The organism is Betaproteobacteria bacterium, from assembly GCA_016720065.1.
Classification (GTDB): Bacteria; Pseudomonadota; Gammaproteobacteria; order Burkholderiales; family Rhodocyclaceae; genus SSSZ01.
In genome coordinates this window covers 285,069-300,812 of record JADJXY010000001.1, presented here as the reverse complement: position 1 = coordinate 300,812, position 15,744 = coordinate 285,069, and the positions used below count along the sequence as shown (strand labels likewise).

14 protein-coding genes, 1 tRNA gene and 3 pseudogenes are annotated in these 15,744 nt (G+C 61.4%); 13 read left to right on the top strand and 5 right to left on the bottom strand.

Annotation, left to right across the window (positions count from 1 at the left end):
* The first annotated feature begins 39 nt into the window (after positions 1-39).
* On the top strand, positions 40-387 hold the full coding sequence (locus tag IPM73_01435) for a diacylglycerol kinase (protein MBK8916754.1): 348 nt from the start codon (positions 40-42) through the stop codon (positions 385-387).
* A gap of 66 nt (positions 388-453) precedes the next feature.
* Here the strand turns inward: IPM73_01435 and IPM73_01430 are convergent, their stop codons facing one another.
* Positions 454-771 (bottom strand): hypothetical protein, encoded by a 318-nt coding sequence (locus IPM73_01430; GenBank protein ID MBK8916753.1) that lies wholly within the window; start codon positions 769-771, stop codon positions 454-456.
* 204 nt (positions 772-975) lie between these two features.
* Here IPM73_01430 and ybaK point away from each other — a divergent pair, with 204 nt between their 5' ends.
* Positions 976-1,461, top strand: a complete 486-nt coding sequence (gene ybaK / locus IPM73_01425) for a Cys-tRNA(Pro) deacylase (GenBank protein MBK8916752.1) — start codon at positions 976-978, stop codon at positions 1,459-1,461.
* A 66-nt stretch (positions 1,462-1,527) separates the two neighbouring features.
* Here the strand turns inward: ybaK and IPM73_01420 are convergent, their stop codons facing one another.
* A complete protein-coding gene (locus IPM73_01420) occupies positions 1,528-1,878 on the bottom strand; it encodes a dihydroneopterin aldolase (protein ID MBK8916751.1) in 351 nt (116 codons plus the stop codon).
* Between the two features lie 58 nt (positions 1,879-1,936).
* Here IPM73_01420 and plsY point away from each other — a divergent pair, with 58 nt between their 5' ends.
* From plsY to IPM73_01405, 3 genes and pseudogenes are all read left to right on the top strand, one after another.
* Complete coding sequence (gene plsY / locus IPM73_01415) at positions 1,937-2,545, top strand: glycerol-3-phosphate 1-O-acyltransferase PlsY (protein MBK8916750.1); 609 nt, start codon at positions 1,937-1,939, stop codon at positions 2,543-2,545.
* A 139-nt stretch (positions 2,546-2,684) separates the two neighbouring features.
* Entirely contained in the window at positions 2,685-2,981 is a 297-nt protein-coding gene (locus IPM73_01410) for an AraC family ligand binding domain-containing protein (GenBank protein ID MBK8916749.1), read from the top strand.
* Positions 2,982-3,132: 151 nt separating this feature from the next.
* Positions 3,133-3,412: pseudogene (locus tag IPM73_01405) on the top strand (DUF4166 domain-containing protein).
* 18 nt (positions 3,413-3,430) lie between these two features.
* Here IPM73_01405 and tsaD read toward each other — a convergent pair.
* Positions 3,431-4,464, bottom strand: a pseudogene (tsaD, locus tag IPM73_01400) (tRNA (adenosine(37)-N6)-threonylcarbamoyltransferase complex transferase subunit TsaD).
* A 155-nt stretch (positions 4,465-4,619) separates the two neighbouring features.
* On the opposite strand from tsaD, the gene IPM73_01395 reads away from it, so the two are divergent.
* The 6 genes from IPM73_01395 (at position 4,620) to IPM73_01370 (ending at position 10,991) form a co-directional block, all read left to right on the top strand.
* Positions 4,620-4,832 (top strand): 30S ribosomal protein S21, encoded by a 213-nt coding sequence (locus IPM73_01395; GenBank protein ID MBK8916748.1) that lies wholly within the window; start codon positions 4,620-4,622, stop codon positions 4,830-4,832.
* Between the two features lie 143 nt (positions 4,833-4,975).
* Entirely contained in the window at positions 4,976-5,422 is a 447-nt protein-coding gene (locus IPM73_01390) for a GatB/YqeY domain-containing protein (GenBank protein MBK8916747.1), read from the top strand.
* 7 nt (positions 5,423-5,429) lie between these two features.
* Entirely contained in the window at positions 5,430-7,160 is a 1,731-nt protein-coding gene (locus IPM73_01385; GenBank protein MBK8916746.1) for a DNA primase, read from the top strand.
* Positions 7,161-7,204: 44 nt separating this feature from the next.
* A complete protein-coding gene (rpoD, locus tag IPM73_01380) occupies positions 7,205-9,175 on the top strand; it encodes an RNA polymerase sigma factor RpoD (protein MBK8916745.1) in 1,971 nt (656 codons plus the stop codon).
* A 154-nt stretch (positions 9,176-9,329) separates the two neighbouring features.
* Positions 9,330-9,405: transfer RNA gene (locus IPM73_01375), tRNA-Ile, on the top strand.
* A 734-nt stretch (positions 9,406-10,139) separates the two neighbouring features.
* A complete protein-coding gene (locus IPM73_01370; GenBank protein MBK8916744.1) occupies positions 10,140-10,991 on the top strand; it encodes an HNH endonuclease in 852 nt (283 codons plus the stop codon).
* A 102-nt stretch (positions 10,992-11,093) separates the two neighbouring features.
* On the opposite strand, the gene IPM73_01365 is transcribed toward IPM73_01370, so the two are convergent.
* Positions 11,094-12,071: an IS5 family transposase gene (locus IPM73_01365; protein MBK8916743.1), complete on the bottom strand. Its 978-nt coding sequence runs from the start codon at positions 12,069-12,071 to the stop codon at positions 11,094-11,096.
* Positions 12,072-12,096: 25 nt separating this feature from the next.
* On the opposite strand from IPM73_01365, the gene IPM73_01360 reads away from it, so the two are divergent.
* Positions 12,097-12,561 (top strand): HNH endonuclease, encoded by a 465-nt coding sequence (locus tag IPM73_01360; protein ID MBK8916742.1) that lies wholly within the window; start codon positions 12,097-12,099, stop codon positions 12,559-12,561.
* 731 nt (positions 12,562-13,292) lie between these two features.
* Complete coding sequence (locus IPM73_01355; GenBank protein ID MBK8916741.1) at positions 13,293-13,883, top strand: TVP38/TMEM64 family protein; 591 nt, start codon at positions 13,293-13,295, stop codon at positions 13,881-13,883.
* A 117-nt stretch (positions 13,884-14,000) separates the two neighbouring features.
* Here IPM73_01355 and IPM73_01350 read toward each other — a convergent pair.
* A pseudogene (locus tag IPM73_01350) lies at positions 14,001-15,008 on the bottom strand (catalase family peroxidase).
* Between the last annotated feature and the right edge of the window lie 736 nt (positions 15,009-15,744).

The window sequence follows — 15,744 nt, the reverse complement described above, 5'->3', positions numbered from 1 at the left end:
AATTCCGGGGCTGTGGCCCCCGGCAAGGGCCGCACCGGGATGGACCGGGTGGTGGCCGCCCTGGGCCATTCCCTTGCGGGCCTGGCTGCTGCCTATCGGGGCGAAGCCGCCTTCAGGCAGGAGGTCTGGCTGGGTATTCCCCTGGCGGTGATCGCCATCGCCCTCCCCGTGAGCGCCCTGGAGCGGGGCTTGCTCATTGCCAGCCTGCTGCTCGTCCTAATCGTCGAACTGCTCAACTCCGCCGTCGAAGCCACGGTGGACCGGGTCGGTCTGGAACACCATCTTCTGTCCAAGCGCGCCAAGGATATCGGCAGCGCGGCGGTCCTGCTCTCCCTGATCAATCTGGCCGTCGTGTGGGGGAGCGTTCTCGCCACACGCTTTCTGTAGGGGTGCACGCCCTCCAGGCGGCACCCCAGGGTTCAGCAAAACGCCAGGCTGCAACACTCTTGGCGCTCAGCCAAACAAAGTCACCGCCAGCCGCTCGAAAAACCCCAGCCCGGACCACCAGCGCTCCCCCCGGGCGCGAAAACTGCGCCCGGCTTCGGTCAGCCCCAGGCAGCGGGCCCCGAATTCGGTGGAGCCGCGGTCGCACACGAACCCTCCTGCCATGAGGTACTTGGCGATCACGGGCTGAATCTGCTCGCCGTCGAGCAACCAGCGCGTTCCGTAGCCGTCGTCATCGCCGCGCAACATCAGGATGGGCCGATGCTCGCCCATGGTGCGCAGGATGCGCAGGGTGTCGGCACGCAGGGGAATGAGCTTTGGCTCCATGCCGCGCGGACGAACGGGTACTCAGCCCTGTCGGGGCGCAAGACGGGCCCCGCCGGAGACAATTCCGCGTGCCCAAGCGGCCCGGGGGTGGCTTGAGGAGGATAAGACGGCCATGGAAGCTCCTGTGCAGTGCGCGGGGTACGGCATGGATTCATGCCGGTTTGGCCGGGGTAAAATCCTTTTTGTTCCCCCAGAGTGCGTCCCATGAGCAAAGCCGATCACCCGCCGGAAACCCCCGCCACTCAGTTCCTCAAGACCCACCGGGTGCCTTTCTCCACCCACCTCTACGCCTACGAGGAGCATGGCGGAACCCGGGTGTCGGCCCGCGAACTGAACGTGGACGAGCACGCCGTGGTGAAGACCCTGGTCTTCGAGGACGAGGCCGCGCGGCCCCTCATCGTGCTCATGCACGGCGATCGCAAGGTTTCGGCCAAGGAACTCGCGCGCTGTATCGGCTGCAAGAAGGTGGAACCGTGCAAGCCTGAAGTGGCCAACCGCCATACAGGCTTTCTGGTCGGCGGCACCAGCCCCTTCGGCACCCGGAAGAAGCTTCCGGTCTATGTGGAGAAGGGCATCCTCGACCTTTCCCTCATCTACATCAACGGGGGGCGACGGGGTTTCCTGGTCGGCATCCACCCCCACGACTTGCTGCGCACCCTGGAACCCGTGACCGTGGAAGTCGCCCTGTAGGCTTGCGGAAGCGCCCGCGGACCGGATCGTCGGCGGCGCCCTTTGCAACCGGGCAGCGCGCGGAGGTCAGACGGAGCGTTCGATGATGACGCCCACCCGCCTGACGCCGGGCAGCATGCCCAACTTGGCCACCGATACGCGGACCCACTGGGCAGCAAAATTCTCCAGCAAAAAGGTGGCGACGTGCTCGGCCAGTTTTTCCAGCAGGTTGAAGTGGGCCCCCGCAAGGTCAGCCCGCAGACGTTCGACCACGGCAGCGTAATCGACGGTGTCGCGGATGTCGTCCGAAGCCCCGGCGGAGGCCGTGGAGACGCCGATGTGCAGCGAGAGTTCAATGGTTTGCGGCAGGGCCTTTTCCCGGGGGTAGATGCCAACCCAGGTGGATAGCCGCAATTCCTCGATAAAGATGATGTCCATGCCGACCGTGGGCGGGAGTGTAAAATCTGTGGCGATTTTACCCCAGCGCCCCCGCCCCATGCCCGCCGCCGCCCAACTTGCCCTCGCCCTGCTCGCCGCCTATCTGCTGGGCTCGGTTCCCTTCGCCATGGTCGCCTCCAAGGTGTTCGGGCTTGCCGATCCGCGCAGCTACGGCTCGGGCAACCCCGGGGCCACCAATGTGCTGCGCAGCGGCAACAAGAAGGCGGCCCTGTTTACGCTGATCGGCGATGCCCTGAAAGGCTGGGTCGCGGTTTTCGCAGCCCATGCAGCAGGGTTTTCCGAGACTGGCGTCGGCCTGGTGGGGCTGGCCGTATTCTTTGGCCACCTGTTCCCCATCTTCCTCAAATTCAAGGGCGGCAAGGGCGTCGCCACCGGGGCCGGCGTGCTCCTTGCCCTGGACTTGCCCATTGGCCTCGCCGTCCTGGCCACCTGGATCCTGGTGGCTTTCGCCTTTCGCTATTCTTCCCTGGCTGCCGTTGTCGCCGCCGCTGCGGCGCCGCTCTACGTGGGCCTGGCCCGATCAGCCGGGGGCGAACTCCTGGTGGTGGGCGTTCTCGCCCTGGCCCTCATCGGCAAGCATTGGGGCAACCTCCAGCGCCTCCTGGCCGGGCAGGAGGGCAAGATCGGGGCCAAGAAAAAGGCCTGAGCCCTCCGGCTGCCCCTTCATTCCCCGGCATCCGGCGCCTAGACTGAGGTCGTGGGCGCGACAGGCCCGGCGCCGCCCCCGGTCGCCGGAAGCACAGTTTGTGATCCCTGACCGCGCCCTCATCGCCGACGAGGTCGCCATGAAAATTCCCTCTTTTTCCGAATTCGCAGCCCTGGCCCGGGCCGAAGGGTACGACGAAGTCCTCGAACGAACCTGGCCCGCAGGAAGCCTGGTCGAGACCCATGCCCACCCCTTCGCCCTGCGCGCCCTGGTCGTCGCCGGCGAGATGTGGCTCACCATAGACGACCATTGCCGCCACCTCCGGCGCGGGGATGCCTTCGCCCTGGACAAGGACTTGGCCCATAGCGAGCGCTACGGGGACGAGGGGGCGACTTACTGGGTGGCGCGCCGGGTCGCCCCCGCCAACCGCTCGTAGAGTCGAACCGCCGTATCGATGTGCCGCGACAGACGATCACTGGCGGGCTGAATGGCTGAAAGTGAGCGGCCACTAGTGGCGCCACCCGAGATTCCTGGCAGGACTTCCGCTGCTCCCGCACCGCCGGCAACTGGGCCACCCGTTTCGGGAGATGGGCGGCAGCGCGTTGCGTCCAAAGCGCCCCTACGTGGTCGGTAAGCATCTGCACTATCGGGGCGTGCGCTTCGTCGCACGGCTGTGGCGCTGGCGGGTGCCGAGTGCGGAATGGCTGGCCCTCGGTCGGCCACACGACCATTGTCGAGGAGGCGCTTGACGCAACCCGCTTTGCCATGGATTTCCGCTTGACCCACCCGCTGTTCGGCGAGGTCTTCCGCTACAGCGGCGAGTTCGAAGCCCAAACACTACCGTCTTCCACGCCCGCACCTGATTGACGCCGCTGGCGGCGCCCCCTATTTCAGCGCGGCATCGCTCATGTCCATCAAGGGCCACCGGGGCTGGACGGCGAAGCTGCCGGCGGGCTTGGCAGGGGCGCCGGCCTGGAGGCGCAGGCAGCCGGCCAGGGCGATCATGGCGGCGTTGTCGGTGCAGAACTCCAGTTCCGGGTAGTAGACGCGGAAGCGCTTGCGGCGGGCTTCCTCGTCCAAGGTGCCGCGCAATTGCTTGTTGGCGCCTACCCCACCGGCGACGACGAGTTGCTTGAGGCCGGTCTGCTTCAGAGCCTTGAGGGACTTCTTCACCAGCACCTCGACGATGGCGTCCTGAAAGGCGCGGGCGGCGTCGGCCCTGAAGGTTTCGCCGGGTGTCTGCCCCTGCTCCCGTACCAGGGTCAGCACGGCGGTCTTGAGGCCGGAAAAGCTGAAGTCGAGATCGGCGGAATGCAGCATGGGGCGAGGCAATTCGTATCTGCCGGGCTGCCCCGCCTCGGCCAGCCGGGACAGCAGGGCGCCGCCAGGATAGGGCAGGCCGAGGAGCTTGGCGCTCTTGTCGAAGGCTTCGCCGGCAGCGTCGTCCAGGGTTTCGCCCAGGAGTTCGTACCGTCCTACGCCGGAGACCCGCATCAGCTGGGTATGCCCCCCGGAGACCAGCAGGGCGACGAAGGGAAAGCTGGGGGCTCCCGGGACAACAGGGGCGAGAGCAGATGGCCTTCCAGGTGATGGACCGGAAGCGTGGGCCGCTCCAGGGCGAAGGCCAGGGCCTCGGCAAAGGCACAGCCCACCAGCAGCGCGCCTGCCAGGCCAGGCCCCCGCGTGTAGGCTACGGCGTCGATGGCGGCCAGGGGCTTCCCCGCCCGCTCCAGCGTTTCCCGCAGCAGCGGTACGACCCGCCGGATATGGTCGCGGGAGGCGAGCTCGGGGACCACGCCGCCGTACTCGGCGTGCATCGCCACCTGGGAGTGCAAGGCATGGGCCAGCAGCCCGGCTGCGCTGTCGTACAGCGCGACACCGGTTTCGTCGCAGGAGGATTCGACGCCAAGGATCAGCATAGGGCCGCGATTCTATCACCACCGCCAAATAACACTTGATGGATCAGGGAGTTGTCTCCTATACTGCTCGGCTTTTCCGCGAATCCGCGGAGTTGAATTGCGCGCACCGCCCCCTACTTGACCGGGCGGGCGCCTGACGGAAGGGGGTGATTTTTATGCCGAACATTCGTGTCAAGGAAAACGAGCCGTTCGAAGTGGCCATCCGCCGCTTCAAGCGCACTGTCGAAAAGACGGGTCTCCTGACCGAGCTGCGCGCCCGTGAGTTTTATGAAAAGCCCACCTCCGAGAGGAAGCGCAAGCAGGCTGCCGCCGTCAAGCGTCACCACAAGCGCATCCGCAGCATGACCCTGCCGCCGAAACTGTACTGACCCAGTTCTTCGCCACGCAGAGCAAGCCGCCCGCTTCAACCGCTGGCGGCTTTTTTGTTTGTGAAACGTGAAGCGAGGAGGCCTCTCCGCTGCCACGACCTCGCCACGTTTCATCTTTCACATTTCACCATTCAGCCCGCGCAATGACCCTCAAAACCCGCATCACCGACGACATGAAATCGGCCATGAAGGCCAAGGAAACCGCGCGCCTGGGCGCCATTCGCCTTCTGCTTGCCGCCATCAAGCAGAAGGAGGTGGATGAGCGGGTCGAACTCGACGATACCGGAGTGACCGCAATCATCGAAAAGCTGGTCAAGCAGCGCAGGGACAGCGTCAGCCAGTACGAAGCCGGCGGCCGCCAGGACCTGGCGGACGTCGAGAAGGCCGAAATCACCGTACTCTCCGCCTACCTCCCGGAAAAGATGAGCCCCGAGGAAGTCGCCGCCGCCGTGGCCGCCGCCGTGGCCGAAACCGGCGCCAAGGGTCCGGCCGACATGGGCAGGCTGATGGGCATCCTGAAGCCGCGTCTCGCCGGAAAGGCCGACATGGGCGAGGTTTCGAAGCAGGTGAAGGCGGCGGTGGCAGGCTGAACGCGCCGTGATTCCGGAATCCTTCATTCAGGATTTGCTGGCGCGAGTCGACATCGTCGACCTCATCGACAGCTACGTCCCCCTGAAGAAGGCCGGGGCCAACTACGCCGCCTGCTGCCCCTTCCACAACGAGAAGTCGCCCTCCTTCACCGTCAGCCCGACCAAGCAGTTCTACCACTGCTTCGGCTGCGGTGCCCACGGCACGGCCATCGGCTTCGTCATGGAATACCAGGGCATCGGCTTCATCGACGCCGTCAAGGAATTGGCCGGCCGCAGCGGCATGCAGGTGCCGGAGGCCGAAGGCCGCGCCTTCCACGACGAAAAACCGGGCCAGACCCGCACCCTCATCGAGGTCATGGCCCAGGCCGCCGCCTACTACAAGGAACAACTGAAGCGCTCGCCCCGGGCCATCGAGTATTGCAAGAAGCGCGGCCTCTCCGGCGAGGTCGCTGCCCGCTTCGGCGTCGGCTACGCACCGGAGGGCTGGCAGAACCTGCAAGCCGTCTTCCCCGACTACAACGCCGAGGCCCTGCACGCCGCGGGCCTGGTCATCGACAACGACAGCGGCCGGCGCTACGACCGTTTCCGTGACCGGCTGATGATCCCCATCGTCAATCCCAAGGGCGACATCATCGCCTTCGGCGGGCGCATCATCGACCAGGGCGAGCCCAAGTATCTCAATTCGCCGGAGACACCGCTCTTCGAGAAGGGCCGCGAGCTCTTCGGTCTGCCCCAGGCCCGTCAGGCCCTGCGGGAAACCGACATCGCCATCGTCACCGAAGGCTACATGGACGTCATCGCCCTGGCCCAGAACGGCGTAGGCAACGCGGTGGCCACCCTGGGCACCGCCACCACCGCCACCCATGTGCAGAAGCTGCTGCGCCAGGTGGACCGCATCGTCTTCTGCTTCGACGGCGACAACGCCGGCCGCAAGGCGGCCTGGCGCGCCCTTGAAAATTCTCTGGAAGCCCTGGCCGACAACAAGTCCCTGGGCTTCGTCTTCCTGCCCGAAGAAGACGACCCGGACAGCTTCATCCGAACCCGCGGCAAGGCTGCCTTCGATCGCCTGGTGGCCGAGGCCATGCCCCTTTCGGATTTTCTCCTGCGCGAACTCGCCCAGCGTTGCGACCTGACCAGTTCGGAAGGCAAGGCCAGACTGGTCTATGAGGCCAAACCTCTGCTCACCCGCCTGCCCACGCCCCTGCTACGCCTGCAACTGGTCAAGCGCCTGGCCGAGGCCAGCGGCTTCGCGCAGGCCGAAGTGGAGCGACTGTGCGATCTCAAGTCCATTTCCGCCCCACCACCGCCCCGTGCCCCGCGGGCCGCCCCATCCCTCGGGCGCGGGCTGCTCCGCCTGATCCTCCAACGGCCCGAACTCGCAGCCCGCCTGCCGGTCGACCTGCTGGGCGACCTGCCCGAAAGAAGTCTACTGCGGCGCCTGGCCGCCGAGGCTAACAGCGGCGCAGACAGCTACGCCACCCTGCGGGAGCGGCTGCGAGGCGACCCTGAAGAAGGCGCCCTGGACCAGGTGGCCGCGGAAGCCCTGGGCAAGCCGCTCGACGCCAGCGAAGCCGAGACCGAGTTCGCCGATGTCCTGGACAAGCTTCGCGAGGGCGCCCAGAAGCGGGCCTTTTCCGCCCTGCAAGCCAAGGTCCAGCGGCTTGGAGTGACGGGTCTGTCGACGGAGGAAAAACAGGAATACCTGCGGCTCCTTTCGAACCCCGCAAAAAGAGGCTAAGTTGTGGTAGAATTTGAGGTTTTCCCAATTTACGGATCGTGGTGATGGCCAAGGCAAAAACCCCTGCGAAAGACGCCCCCAAGGCACGCGCCAGCAAGGCGTCGGCCCGGGCAGCCGAGAAGGCGCTGCTCGAAGGCGCGATGACTGAAGCTCCGGCCCCGATCGACGCCGAAGCGCGCAAGACCCGCCTCAAGAATCTCATCAAGCTGGGCAAGGAGCGCGGCTACCTGACCTACGCCGAGATCAACGACCACCTGCCGGACGACGTCGTCGATGCCGAGCAGATCGAGTCCATCATCTCCACCTTCAACGACATGGGCATCCAGGTCTTCGACGAGGCCCCGGCCGCCGAAGAACTGCTCATGTCGGAAACCGCCCCTGCCGTCGCCGACGACGAAGAAGTAGAAGAAGAAGCTGAACAGGCCCTCTCCACCGTCGATTCTGAATTCGGCCGCACCACCGATCCGGTGCGCATGTACATGCGCGAAATGGGCTCCGTCGAACTCCTCACCCGCGAAGGCGAAATCGAGATCGCCAAGCGCATCGAGGACGGCCTGAAGCACATGATCCAGGCCATTTCCGCCTGCCCCACCACCATCGCCGAAATCCTCGACATGGCCGCCAAGGTCGAACGCGAGGAAATGCGCATCGACGAGCTGGTGGATGGCCTCATCGACCCCAATGCCGTCGAAGCGGAACCCGCCGCCGAACTCGCCGAGGAAGCCGAACTCGAGGACGAGGAAGAAGGCGACGAGGAAGGCGACGCCGGCGCTGCCGTCTCCGCCTCGCTCCTGCAACTCAAGGCCGACGCCCTGGAACGCTTCACCATCCTGCGCGGACTCCACGTCAAGATGCACAAGGCCCTGGTGTCCAAGGGCCCCCAGGACAAAAACTACCTGAAGCTGCAACAGCAGATTTCCGGCGAATTGATGAATATCCGCTTCACCTCCCGCTCCATCGAACGCCTGTGCGATTCGGTGCGCGACATGGTCGAGCGGGTGCGCCGCTCCGAGCGCAAGATTCAGCAGATTTGCGTGGATAAGGTCAAGATGCCCCGCCCGCACTTCATCAAGGTCTTCCCCGGCAACGAAACCAGCCTCACCTGGGTGGACGCGGAAATCGAAGCCGCGCCCAAAACCTACGGCGTCGTGCTCACCCGCAACGCCCCGGCCATCAAGGAAGAGCAAAAGAAGCTCATCGCCCTGCAGGATCACATCGGCATTCCGCTCAGGGATCTCAAGGAGATCAACAAGCAGATGTCCACCGGCGAAGCCAAGGCCCGCCGCGCCAAGCGCGAAATGACCGAAGCCAACCTGCGCCTGGTGATCTCCATCGCCAAGAAGTACACCAACCGCGGCCTACAGTTCCTGGACCTCATCCAGGAAGGCAACATCGGCCTCATGAAGGCGGTGGATAAATTCGAATACCGCCGCGGCTACAAGTTCTCCACCTACGCCACCTGGTGGATCCGTCAGGCCATCACCCGCTCCATCGCCGATCAGGCCCGCACCATCCGCATCCCGGTGCACATGATCGAGACCATCAACAAGATGAACCGCATCAGCCGCCAGATCCTCCAGGAAACCGGCGCCGAGCCGGATCCCGCCACCCTGGCCAAGAAGATGGAAATGCCGGAGGAGAAGATCCGCAAGATCATGAAGATCTCCAAGGAACCCATCTCCATGGAGACCCCCATCGGCGACGACGACGACTCCCATCTGGGCGACTTCATCGAGGATCAATCCACCCTGCTGCCCGCCGACGCGGCCATGTATTCCAGCCTGCGCGGCGTCACCAAGGAAATCCTGGACACCCTCACTCCCAGGGAAGCCAAGGTGCTGCGCATGCGCTTCGGCATCGAGATGAACACCGACCACACCCTGGAAGAAGTCGGCAAGCAGTTCGACGTCACCCGCGAGCGCATTCGCCAAATAGAAGCCAAGGCCCTGCGCAAGCTCCGCCACCCCAGCCGTTCCGACAAGCTGCGCAGCTTCCTCGACAGCAATAGCGGCTGAAGTCGCGATGACACCCTCCGCGTAATCCCCAGAACCGACGAGGGCCACAAGCCGCACGGCCCTCGTCGTCGGGAGCGCCCCCGGCGCCGCCGGCAGGATATCCCGACGATACCCCCGACCGACCTTCGGTCATCTTGCAGCAAAGACTTCCGGTGGGCCTGTAGCTCAGTCGGTTAGAGCAGAGGACTCATAATCCTCTGACATTTCAACCGAGCATTTTCAGAGGCCCTTGTGTAGCAAGGCTTACAGACAGATTTCGGTCGGTCTGGAAGAGCAGTAAAAGAGTCGTCTGGTCCATTTCTGGTCCAGTCTTGGGACGGACGACAAAATGCCGACACACCCAATCAGGGCATGCCGGTAGAATTGCAGTTTCGGGCCTGTAGCTCAGTTGGTTAGAGCAGAGGACTCATAAGTTAATTGTGACTTTCGTCAGAAATGGCGATCGAAAATCGGGTGAATTCAGGGAAACCTAAGCGCGCAGTAATGTGCGTACGGCAACCCTGAGCCAAGCCGGGGCTACAGCTCCGGAAGGTGCAGAGACTAGCGGAGGAATTGAGTTTCCTTAATGACCGCCTTGAGCGCCCGACGCCTGACCGAACCGAGAGATCGGTGTCGAAGGCGATAAGATAGTCCGACGAGTGTCAGGCGGGGTTTCCCGCTTGTGATGAAAATCAAGGCTCGGTCGAATCCTTTGGTCCACGGTTCAAGTCCGTGCGGGCCCACCAAAAAAGCAAAAAGCCAACCTCGTTCGGGGTTGGCTTTTTTGTTTGCGTTGACCATGTTGCCGCAGTCTGAACATCGCCTCATTTTGCGGATCGATACCGGCCTCGACCGTGATGAGCAATGCCATGACGTTCGTTGAGCAGGTCATCTGACCCTGGCGGGCGATTCAGTTAAATTGATCTGAACAGAGCCCACTACCACTCCTCTGTTGTATGCTTATTGCAACAAATGGAGAACTAACGTGCCAGAACAGACAGCGATTCTCGACGACGGCGGGCTTCGCCTTCTTAGGCTTCTCGTCTCTCGATTAGCGAGCGTCAAACCCAATGACCCGCGAACGTACATCAGCTACAAGGACGTTCATGACGCGCTCGCTCTTCAGCAAGAGGGTCCCACTTTTGGCGAAAGCCTGAAACACCAAGGGCTAAATTCATTGGCGGATTGGTCAGCGAAAACCGGCAAACCAGCCATCACGGGCTTGATTATCGACAAGTCGTCCTGGATGCCAGGCGACGGGTATTTCAAATTGTTCAGCAGGAAGGCTGACGACTTCCATTGGTGGCGTTCGGAAATTGAGAAGTCAAAATTGTTTCAGTGGGAACCGTATTTGTCCGGTGAGTCTGCGGTGACGGAGTCAGTGGGCGGGAGGCATTGGTCAGAAGAAGAACTGCGTGCGTCCGTATCCGCTTATCTGAAGATGCAGCAGTTGGACCGGTCCGGCACCTCGTTTACAAAGAAGGGTTACTACGAAGACCTGGGCAGGCGTTTTGGCAGAACAGCCAAGTCCTTCGAGTACCGGATGCAGAACATCTCCTACGTCATGTCTCTCATGGGCAGGGACTGGTTGTCCGGTCTGAAGCCGGCCAAAAACGTGGGTGCAAACGTTGCTGCCCAGATCGAGCAGTTAATTGCTGAACTGGAAGGCAAACCGGTGGTTCCAGTGGTTGCCTTTGAGATCGCCGTCCGCGAGGACGTAAAGAAAAAGATGCTTCCATTGCCGACGGGAAGCCACAACCCGAAGGTCGTCATCACATCGATTGCCCAGTATCAACGAGATGCCTCGGTGAAAGCCTGGGTTCTAAGGATTCTCTGAATAACCGGCTATTTCCGCGCAGGCTGTCATAAAAAAGATGAAAAACAGGCGATTTTCGACCGTTGACCGTGAAATCCAGGAGTTTTCCCTGCATTTCCCGTTTCACGGGCGCACCTCGCCCACCAAGGGCAACAATCGCTTGCGAGCCATCCACAAATTTGCCAGCGCAAACAGCGTCACGATCTGCCCCGTATTCTTCGCCAGACCACGGTAGCGAACTTTCACAAAGCCAAACTGGCGCTTCACTACCCGGAACGGATGTTCAACAATTGCCCGCACCGCCGAGAGCATCCGGTTGAACGCCTTCTGCTCCTCAGTCAGCGCTCCGCCAGCCGGCTTCTTGGTCGGTGTCAGAACAGACAGATTGCCTTCCTTCTGGAACTCGTCAATCGTCCGGTTCTTCTTGTGATAGCCGCGATCACCGAGCGCAATGGCTTCTTCCCCGTGCAGGCACTTCTCCATCATCGCAATGTCCGCAACCTTGGCCGTCGTGCATTCCACGGTATGAATCAAGCCGCTGTCGGCATCGACGCCAATATGGGCTTTCATCCCGAAGTGCCACTGATTGCCCTTCTTGGTCTGCGTCATTTCTGGATCACGCTTCTTGTCTTCGTTCTTCGTCGAACTCGGTGCTGCAATCAGCGTTGCATCGACTACCGTGCCGCGCTTCATCGACAGCCCTTTCTCCGACAACACCGCGTTGACCTCGGCAAAGATCGCCACCGCCAGGTCATGCTTCTCCAGCAGATGGCGGAAGCGCAAGATGGTGCTTTCGTCTGGCATCACATCCTCGAAGGCATCCAGTCCGGCAAACTGGCGCAGCAGCGGCACGTCGTGCAAGGCTTCTTCCATCGCCGGGTCCGAGTAACCAAACCACTGTTGCATGAAGTGAATCCGCAGCATCGTGCCCAGCGGCATCGGCGGGCGGCCGTTTCCCTTTTTCGGGTAGAACGGCTCGATCAGCGACTCAAGACGCGACCACGGCACCACCGTTTCCATCTCCGCCAGGAACACTGCCTTGCGGGTTTGCTTGCCGGCTTTCGGCAAAAAACCCGTCTCGGCCAGGCTCAGTTGCTTCATCGGTTTCATCTGTCTCATCAACTCAATGACAATGCCGTCATTTTCTCAAATTGCGCTGCATGATGGTTACTTATGCAGAGTTTCCCTAAAGGAGGCAGGCGGCATTTGTGAGTGCTGTCGACAAGCGGCTCCTTTCAATGGGGCCGATGGCATTCCGTACCTGGAGGTGCACCACGTCCAGAAATTGGCGGAAAAGGGTGCCGATACGACGACAAATGCAGTTGCCATTTGCCCGAATTGTCACCGGGAACTTCACTACGGGGAGTGCGCAAAAAAGCTAGTTGAGGAACTGTATGATAACCATTTTTCCCATCGATCCTCCTCGAAATCGAGGCGGCGCAATAAGCCGGTTTCATCAACAGAAAGAAGCGGCTCACCGGATTCGTCGATCGGCAGAACAACTTCGGATTCACGACCTGGAATCGCCCTCGACCAGCGCGCGATATCTTCCGCCCCAGCAAAATGTGCTTCTTTTAGGGCGGAAGGGTGATAAAGCATGCTATGAGTCGCAGGCAGGGCTTTGCGAAGTGCATCGAGCGAAACAGGCACCGACGGAACATTTGACAACCGACAACCGCTTAAATACAACCTTGCTGCACCTGCAACCAAATAGGAACGAATCGCGTCACCAATCATCTGCCAGCGTATAGCGGCATGACGTGCAATCGCAGAGTCAAGGCCCTCACCATCACCTTGAATCGGAAACGGGAAATCCACACAGAAATCTCCAGGAAGACCTCGCAGGCGCTCGTAGTAAACTTCCCCGCCACAATAGTAGGACTCAAGACCTTTTCGTTCCGTGTAGGTCACTGTTCGCGGCGTTAACGCCCCCCTATCGGATGGCACTCTTAATGCCGCGTGAAAACTTCGCGGGGCCAAAGGATTGTGAGACCGCTGGAGATAATTGGCTTGCGGGGTCGCAGTGTATGCAATGTAAGCAGCATACAACTGGCTATGACGAGTTGCGGGTGAACCGTCTTCAGATGACCATAAGCGCTGAATGAACTGCGGTGTAATGCGATGACCGTCTCTCGCATCAAGAATGCTTGCATCGTCTGCTTCATCATCAAGAACAGCCAACGCCAATGCCCTACCCCTGATGGTTGGCTTAGATCGTCCCTTGGTGTCACTCAGGATGCCCGACGCACTCACGCTGAATCCAAAGAATATTACACTCGACCTGCTACCCAACCCGCTTTCGGGGATCCCCGGGGTAGGTGGATGAACGGCGTGCCTGAACGCACGCTGCTCTCGCGGCACGGCCGCCTGCTGGCCGTACTCGCCTTCCTCGCGTTGCTCGCCGGTAGCGTTGCCTCGTTCGGCCTGAACGAGCATTTTTCGCTGGCGGCGATCCGCGACAAACTGCTGATGCACCCGGCCAGCGGGTTCACGATATTCGTTGCACTTTTCGCGCTCGGCAACCTGCTGCTTGTGCCCGGCTGGATATTCCTCGCCGCAGCGGTACTCGCCCTTGGTCCCCTATATGGCGGCATTGCGACCTGGCTGGGCGCATCGATGGCCTGCGTTGTCGCCTTCATGATCGTCCGCCAGATCGGCGGCAATGCGCTGCGCGAATTCGAACATCCAGTCGCAAAGCGCGCCTTCGCCCACCTGGACGCAAAGCCGGTGGCTTGCGTGGTAGTCCTCCGCCTGATGTTTCAAACCCTGCCAGCGCTCAATGTCGCGCTCGCTTTATCTGGCGTTCGCTTCCCCAACTACCTGGTGGGAACACTGCTCGGCCTGCCACTGCCGATTGCCGCGTATTGCCTGTTCTTCGACCAGTTCGCGCGCATCGTGGGAATCCATGCTTAGGGAATTCCAGGCAGGGCGCAATGACTAGGCGACCCTCGGCCTGCAACACACATGAAATTGCTGCCGGGCTGCCGATTCAGGATCGGCGTGAACCACCCGGCCTTATGTTGGCAGTCACTACTGCTTGGCACCCTCGCCCAAGCGACGTCCCAGCGAAATTGCATAAGGCGCTGCGCGCGCGGCCAGCATCGGGTCAGCCGAAGCTTCCACACCCTTGGGCAGAATCATGGGGTTGTAAGTGATGCTGAGACAGGGACCGCCCGCGTCATCCGATACCGAAGTGATCTTGAGCATTCCCAGCGTGACTTTCTTGCGGCCTTGCGGCAACGGAACCGTCGCGTTATCGATCTTGTCCCCCGGCTGAGCCAGTTCCAGATTGAAGTTGAACGCGACCTTGCCTTCCTTGACCCGTTGGCGCAAGTCATCAAAAAGGAAGCTTGGGCCTTTGGCCTTGGCTTCTTCGTCGCTCAGGCCCTGGACGCCGGCAGCGGGCTCGAAAATCCACTTGCCGAATTGCTTTGTACCGTTGGCAGCGACGAAGCCAAAGCCATGCACACCCCAGTAGTTGATGCTGCCGAAACTAGCCGGCACGGGCTGCGAAGCCAGGTATTTTGGCAAAAGCAGCACATCGGGGTTGCCCTCATTGAATGCCTTGACCTTGGCGGGGTCGGCAGCCTTGGTTGCGGGGTCAGGCTGGCGGGAGGCAACCAGCGCGATGAATTGCTGTGGCGATGAGGCGCCAAAAACGGGAGCGGAAATATTGCCCATCTGCCATTGCTCACCGCCGGGCAGATCGAATTGCAGCGCCATGTTGCGTTGTGACTTGGCGTTATCAGGCGCCTTCGGATTGGCACCTCCGACTGAGAAGCGCACGATCACGGGCACCGGTTTGCCGCTGAAGGCCGAGGCGGTGGAAAGAGAGCGGGCATCTGCAGGTGCCGACGAATTCGCCCATCGCACAAATGCCCTTGGCGCCTGACCGGCGGTATCCTCGAACTTGCCGAAGGTGGCCTCAAACTGATCAACGAAGGCAGAAGGGTCCACCGGGGCGGGCGATTGCGCAAAGGCATTTACGGCAGAGAGGACGGCAACGGCTGCAACGGCGAATACGAAAGGTGGTTTCATTAAATGGCACTCCTGATGTTGTTGATGAAAAGGAAGTAGTGGAAGCCTGACGCTCGGCTATCAGCGCTTCTGCGAAATAGTCGATCCTCGATCGAATACCTTACAAACGGCCCAAAAATGACGAGCGCAGGCGCAGTGCTTCAGCAGTCTCCGCAGTTTCGGCAACCGTGGTCATTGCGGAAGCTAGCGCGTCGCTTCGGGGTATGCAGCGGTAATGAGTTATACCGTTGGTGTGGCGTAGGTAATCCGCCAATGCGGCGACTGCGCTAGCCCAACGTACGGAAAAGAAGGGGCACCCTTAAATACACGACCACTTCGGAGCGAACGGTAAAAAGAATGGCCGCAATGGAGTAAGTCCCGAGCGGTGGATCATGACTGTCAGCAGACCTGCACCTTGCGGCCGTTAGTGGAGACACACCTCAATGATCGGATTGGCCGAAGCGGAGACGGTGAGCATCAAAGCTCAACAGGCAGGTTCAGGATCGGAAAGCCGCCATCTGGCTTGCGAACATCATCAGACCGTTGTGGGTCGAACAGAGCCACTCCCGTTTTTTTGAGTCCGCAAGAGATGCGAACCAGCTTGCTGCATTGCGGTAGGCGATGGGGCGATCAACCACGGATTACGGATACCCGTAATTTTTCGTGAGGCTCACTTGGCGAGCCTGTACGGAATTGAAAATGGCGCGAGGGGGGGGGGCTTGCACCACGCTCCATTTGTGCTACTCCTATGGGCGGG

Excerpts from the sequence above, each read along its gene's own strand:
- IPM73_01435 (MBK8916754.1), top strand. The coding sequence starts at position 40 with ATGGACCGGGTGGTGGCCGCCCTGGGCCATTCCCTTGCGGGCCTGGCT.
- IPM73_01430 (MBK8916753.1), bottom strand. The coding sequence starts at position 771 with ATGGAGCCAAAGCTCATTCCCCTGCGTGCCGACACCCTGCGCATCCTG.
- ybaK (MBK8916752.1), top strand. The coding sequence starts at position 976 with ATGAGCAAAGCCGATCACCCGCCGGAAACCCCCGCCACTCAGTTCCTC.
- IPM73_01420 (MBK8916751.1), bottom strand. The coding sequence starts at position 1,878 with ATGGACATCATCTTTATCGAGGAATTGCGGCTATCCACCTGGGTTGGC.
- plsY (MBK8916750.1), top strand. The coding sequence starts at position 1,937 with ATGCCCGCCGCCGCCCAACTTGCCCTCGCCCTGCTCGCCGCCTATCTG.
- IPM73_01410 (MBK8916749.1), top strand. The coding sequence starts at position 2,685 with ATGAAAATTCCCTCTTTTTCCGAATTCGCAGCCCTGGCCCGGGCCGAA.
- IPM73_01395 (MBK8916748.1), top strand. The coding sequence starts at position 4,620 with ATGCCGAACATTCGTGTCAAGGAAAACGAGCCGTTCGAAGTGGCCATC.
- IPM73_01390 (MBK8916747.1), top strand. The coding sequence starts at position 4,976 with ATGACCCTCAAAACCCGCATCACCGACGACATGAAATCGGCCATGAAG.
- rpoD (MBK8916745.1), top strand. The coding sequence starts at position 7,205 with ATGGCCAAGGCAAAAACCCCTGCGAAAGACGCCCCCAAGGCACGCGCC.
- IPM73_01365 (MBK8916743.1), bottom strand. The coding sequence starts at position 12,071 with ATGAAGCAACTGAGCCTGGCCGAGACGGGTTTTTTGCCGAAAGCCGGC.
- IPM73_01360 (MBK8916742.1), top strand. The coding sequence starts at position 12,097 with ATGACAATGCCGTCATTTTCTCAAATTGCGCTGCATGATGGTTACTTA.
- IPM73_01355 (MBK8916741.1), top strand. The coding sequence starts at position 13,293 with ATGAACGGCGTGCCTGAACGCACGCTGCTCTCGCGGCACGGCCGCCTG.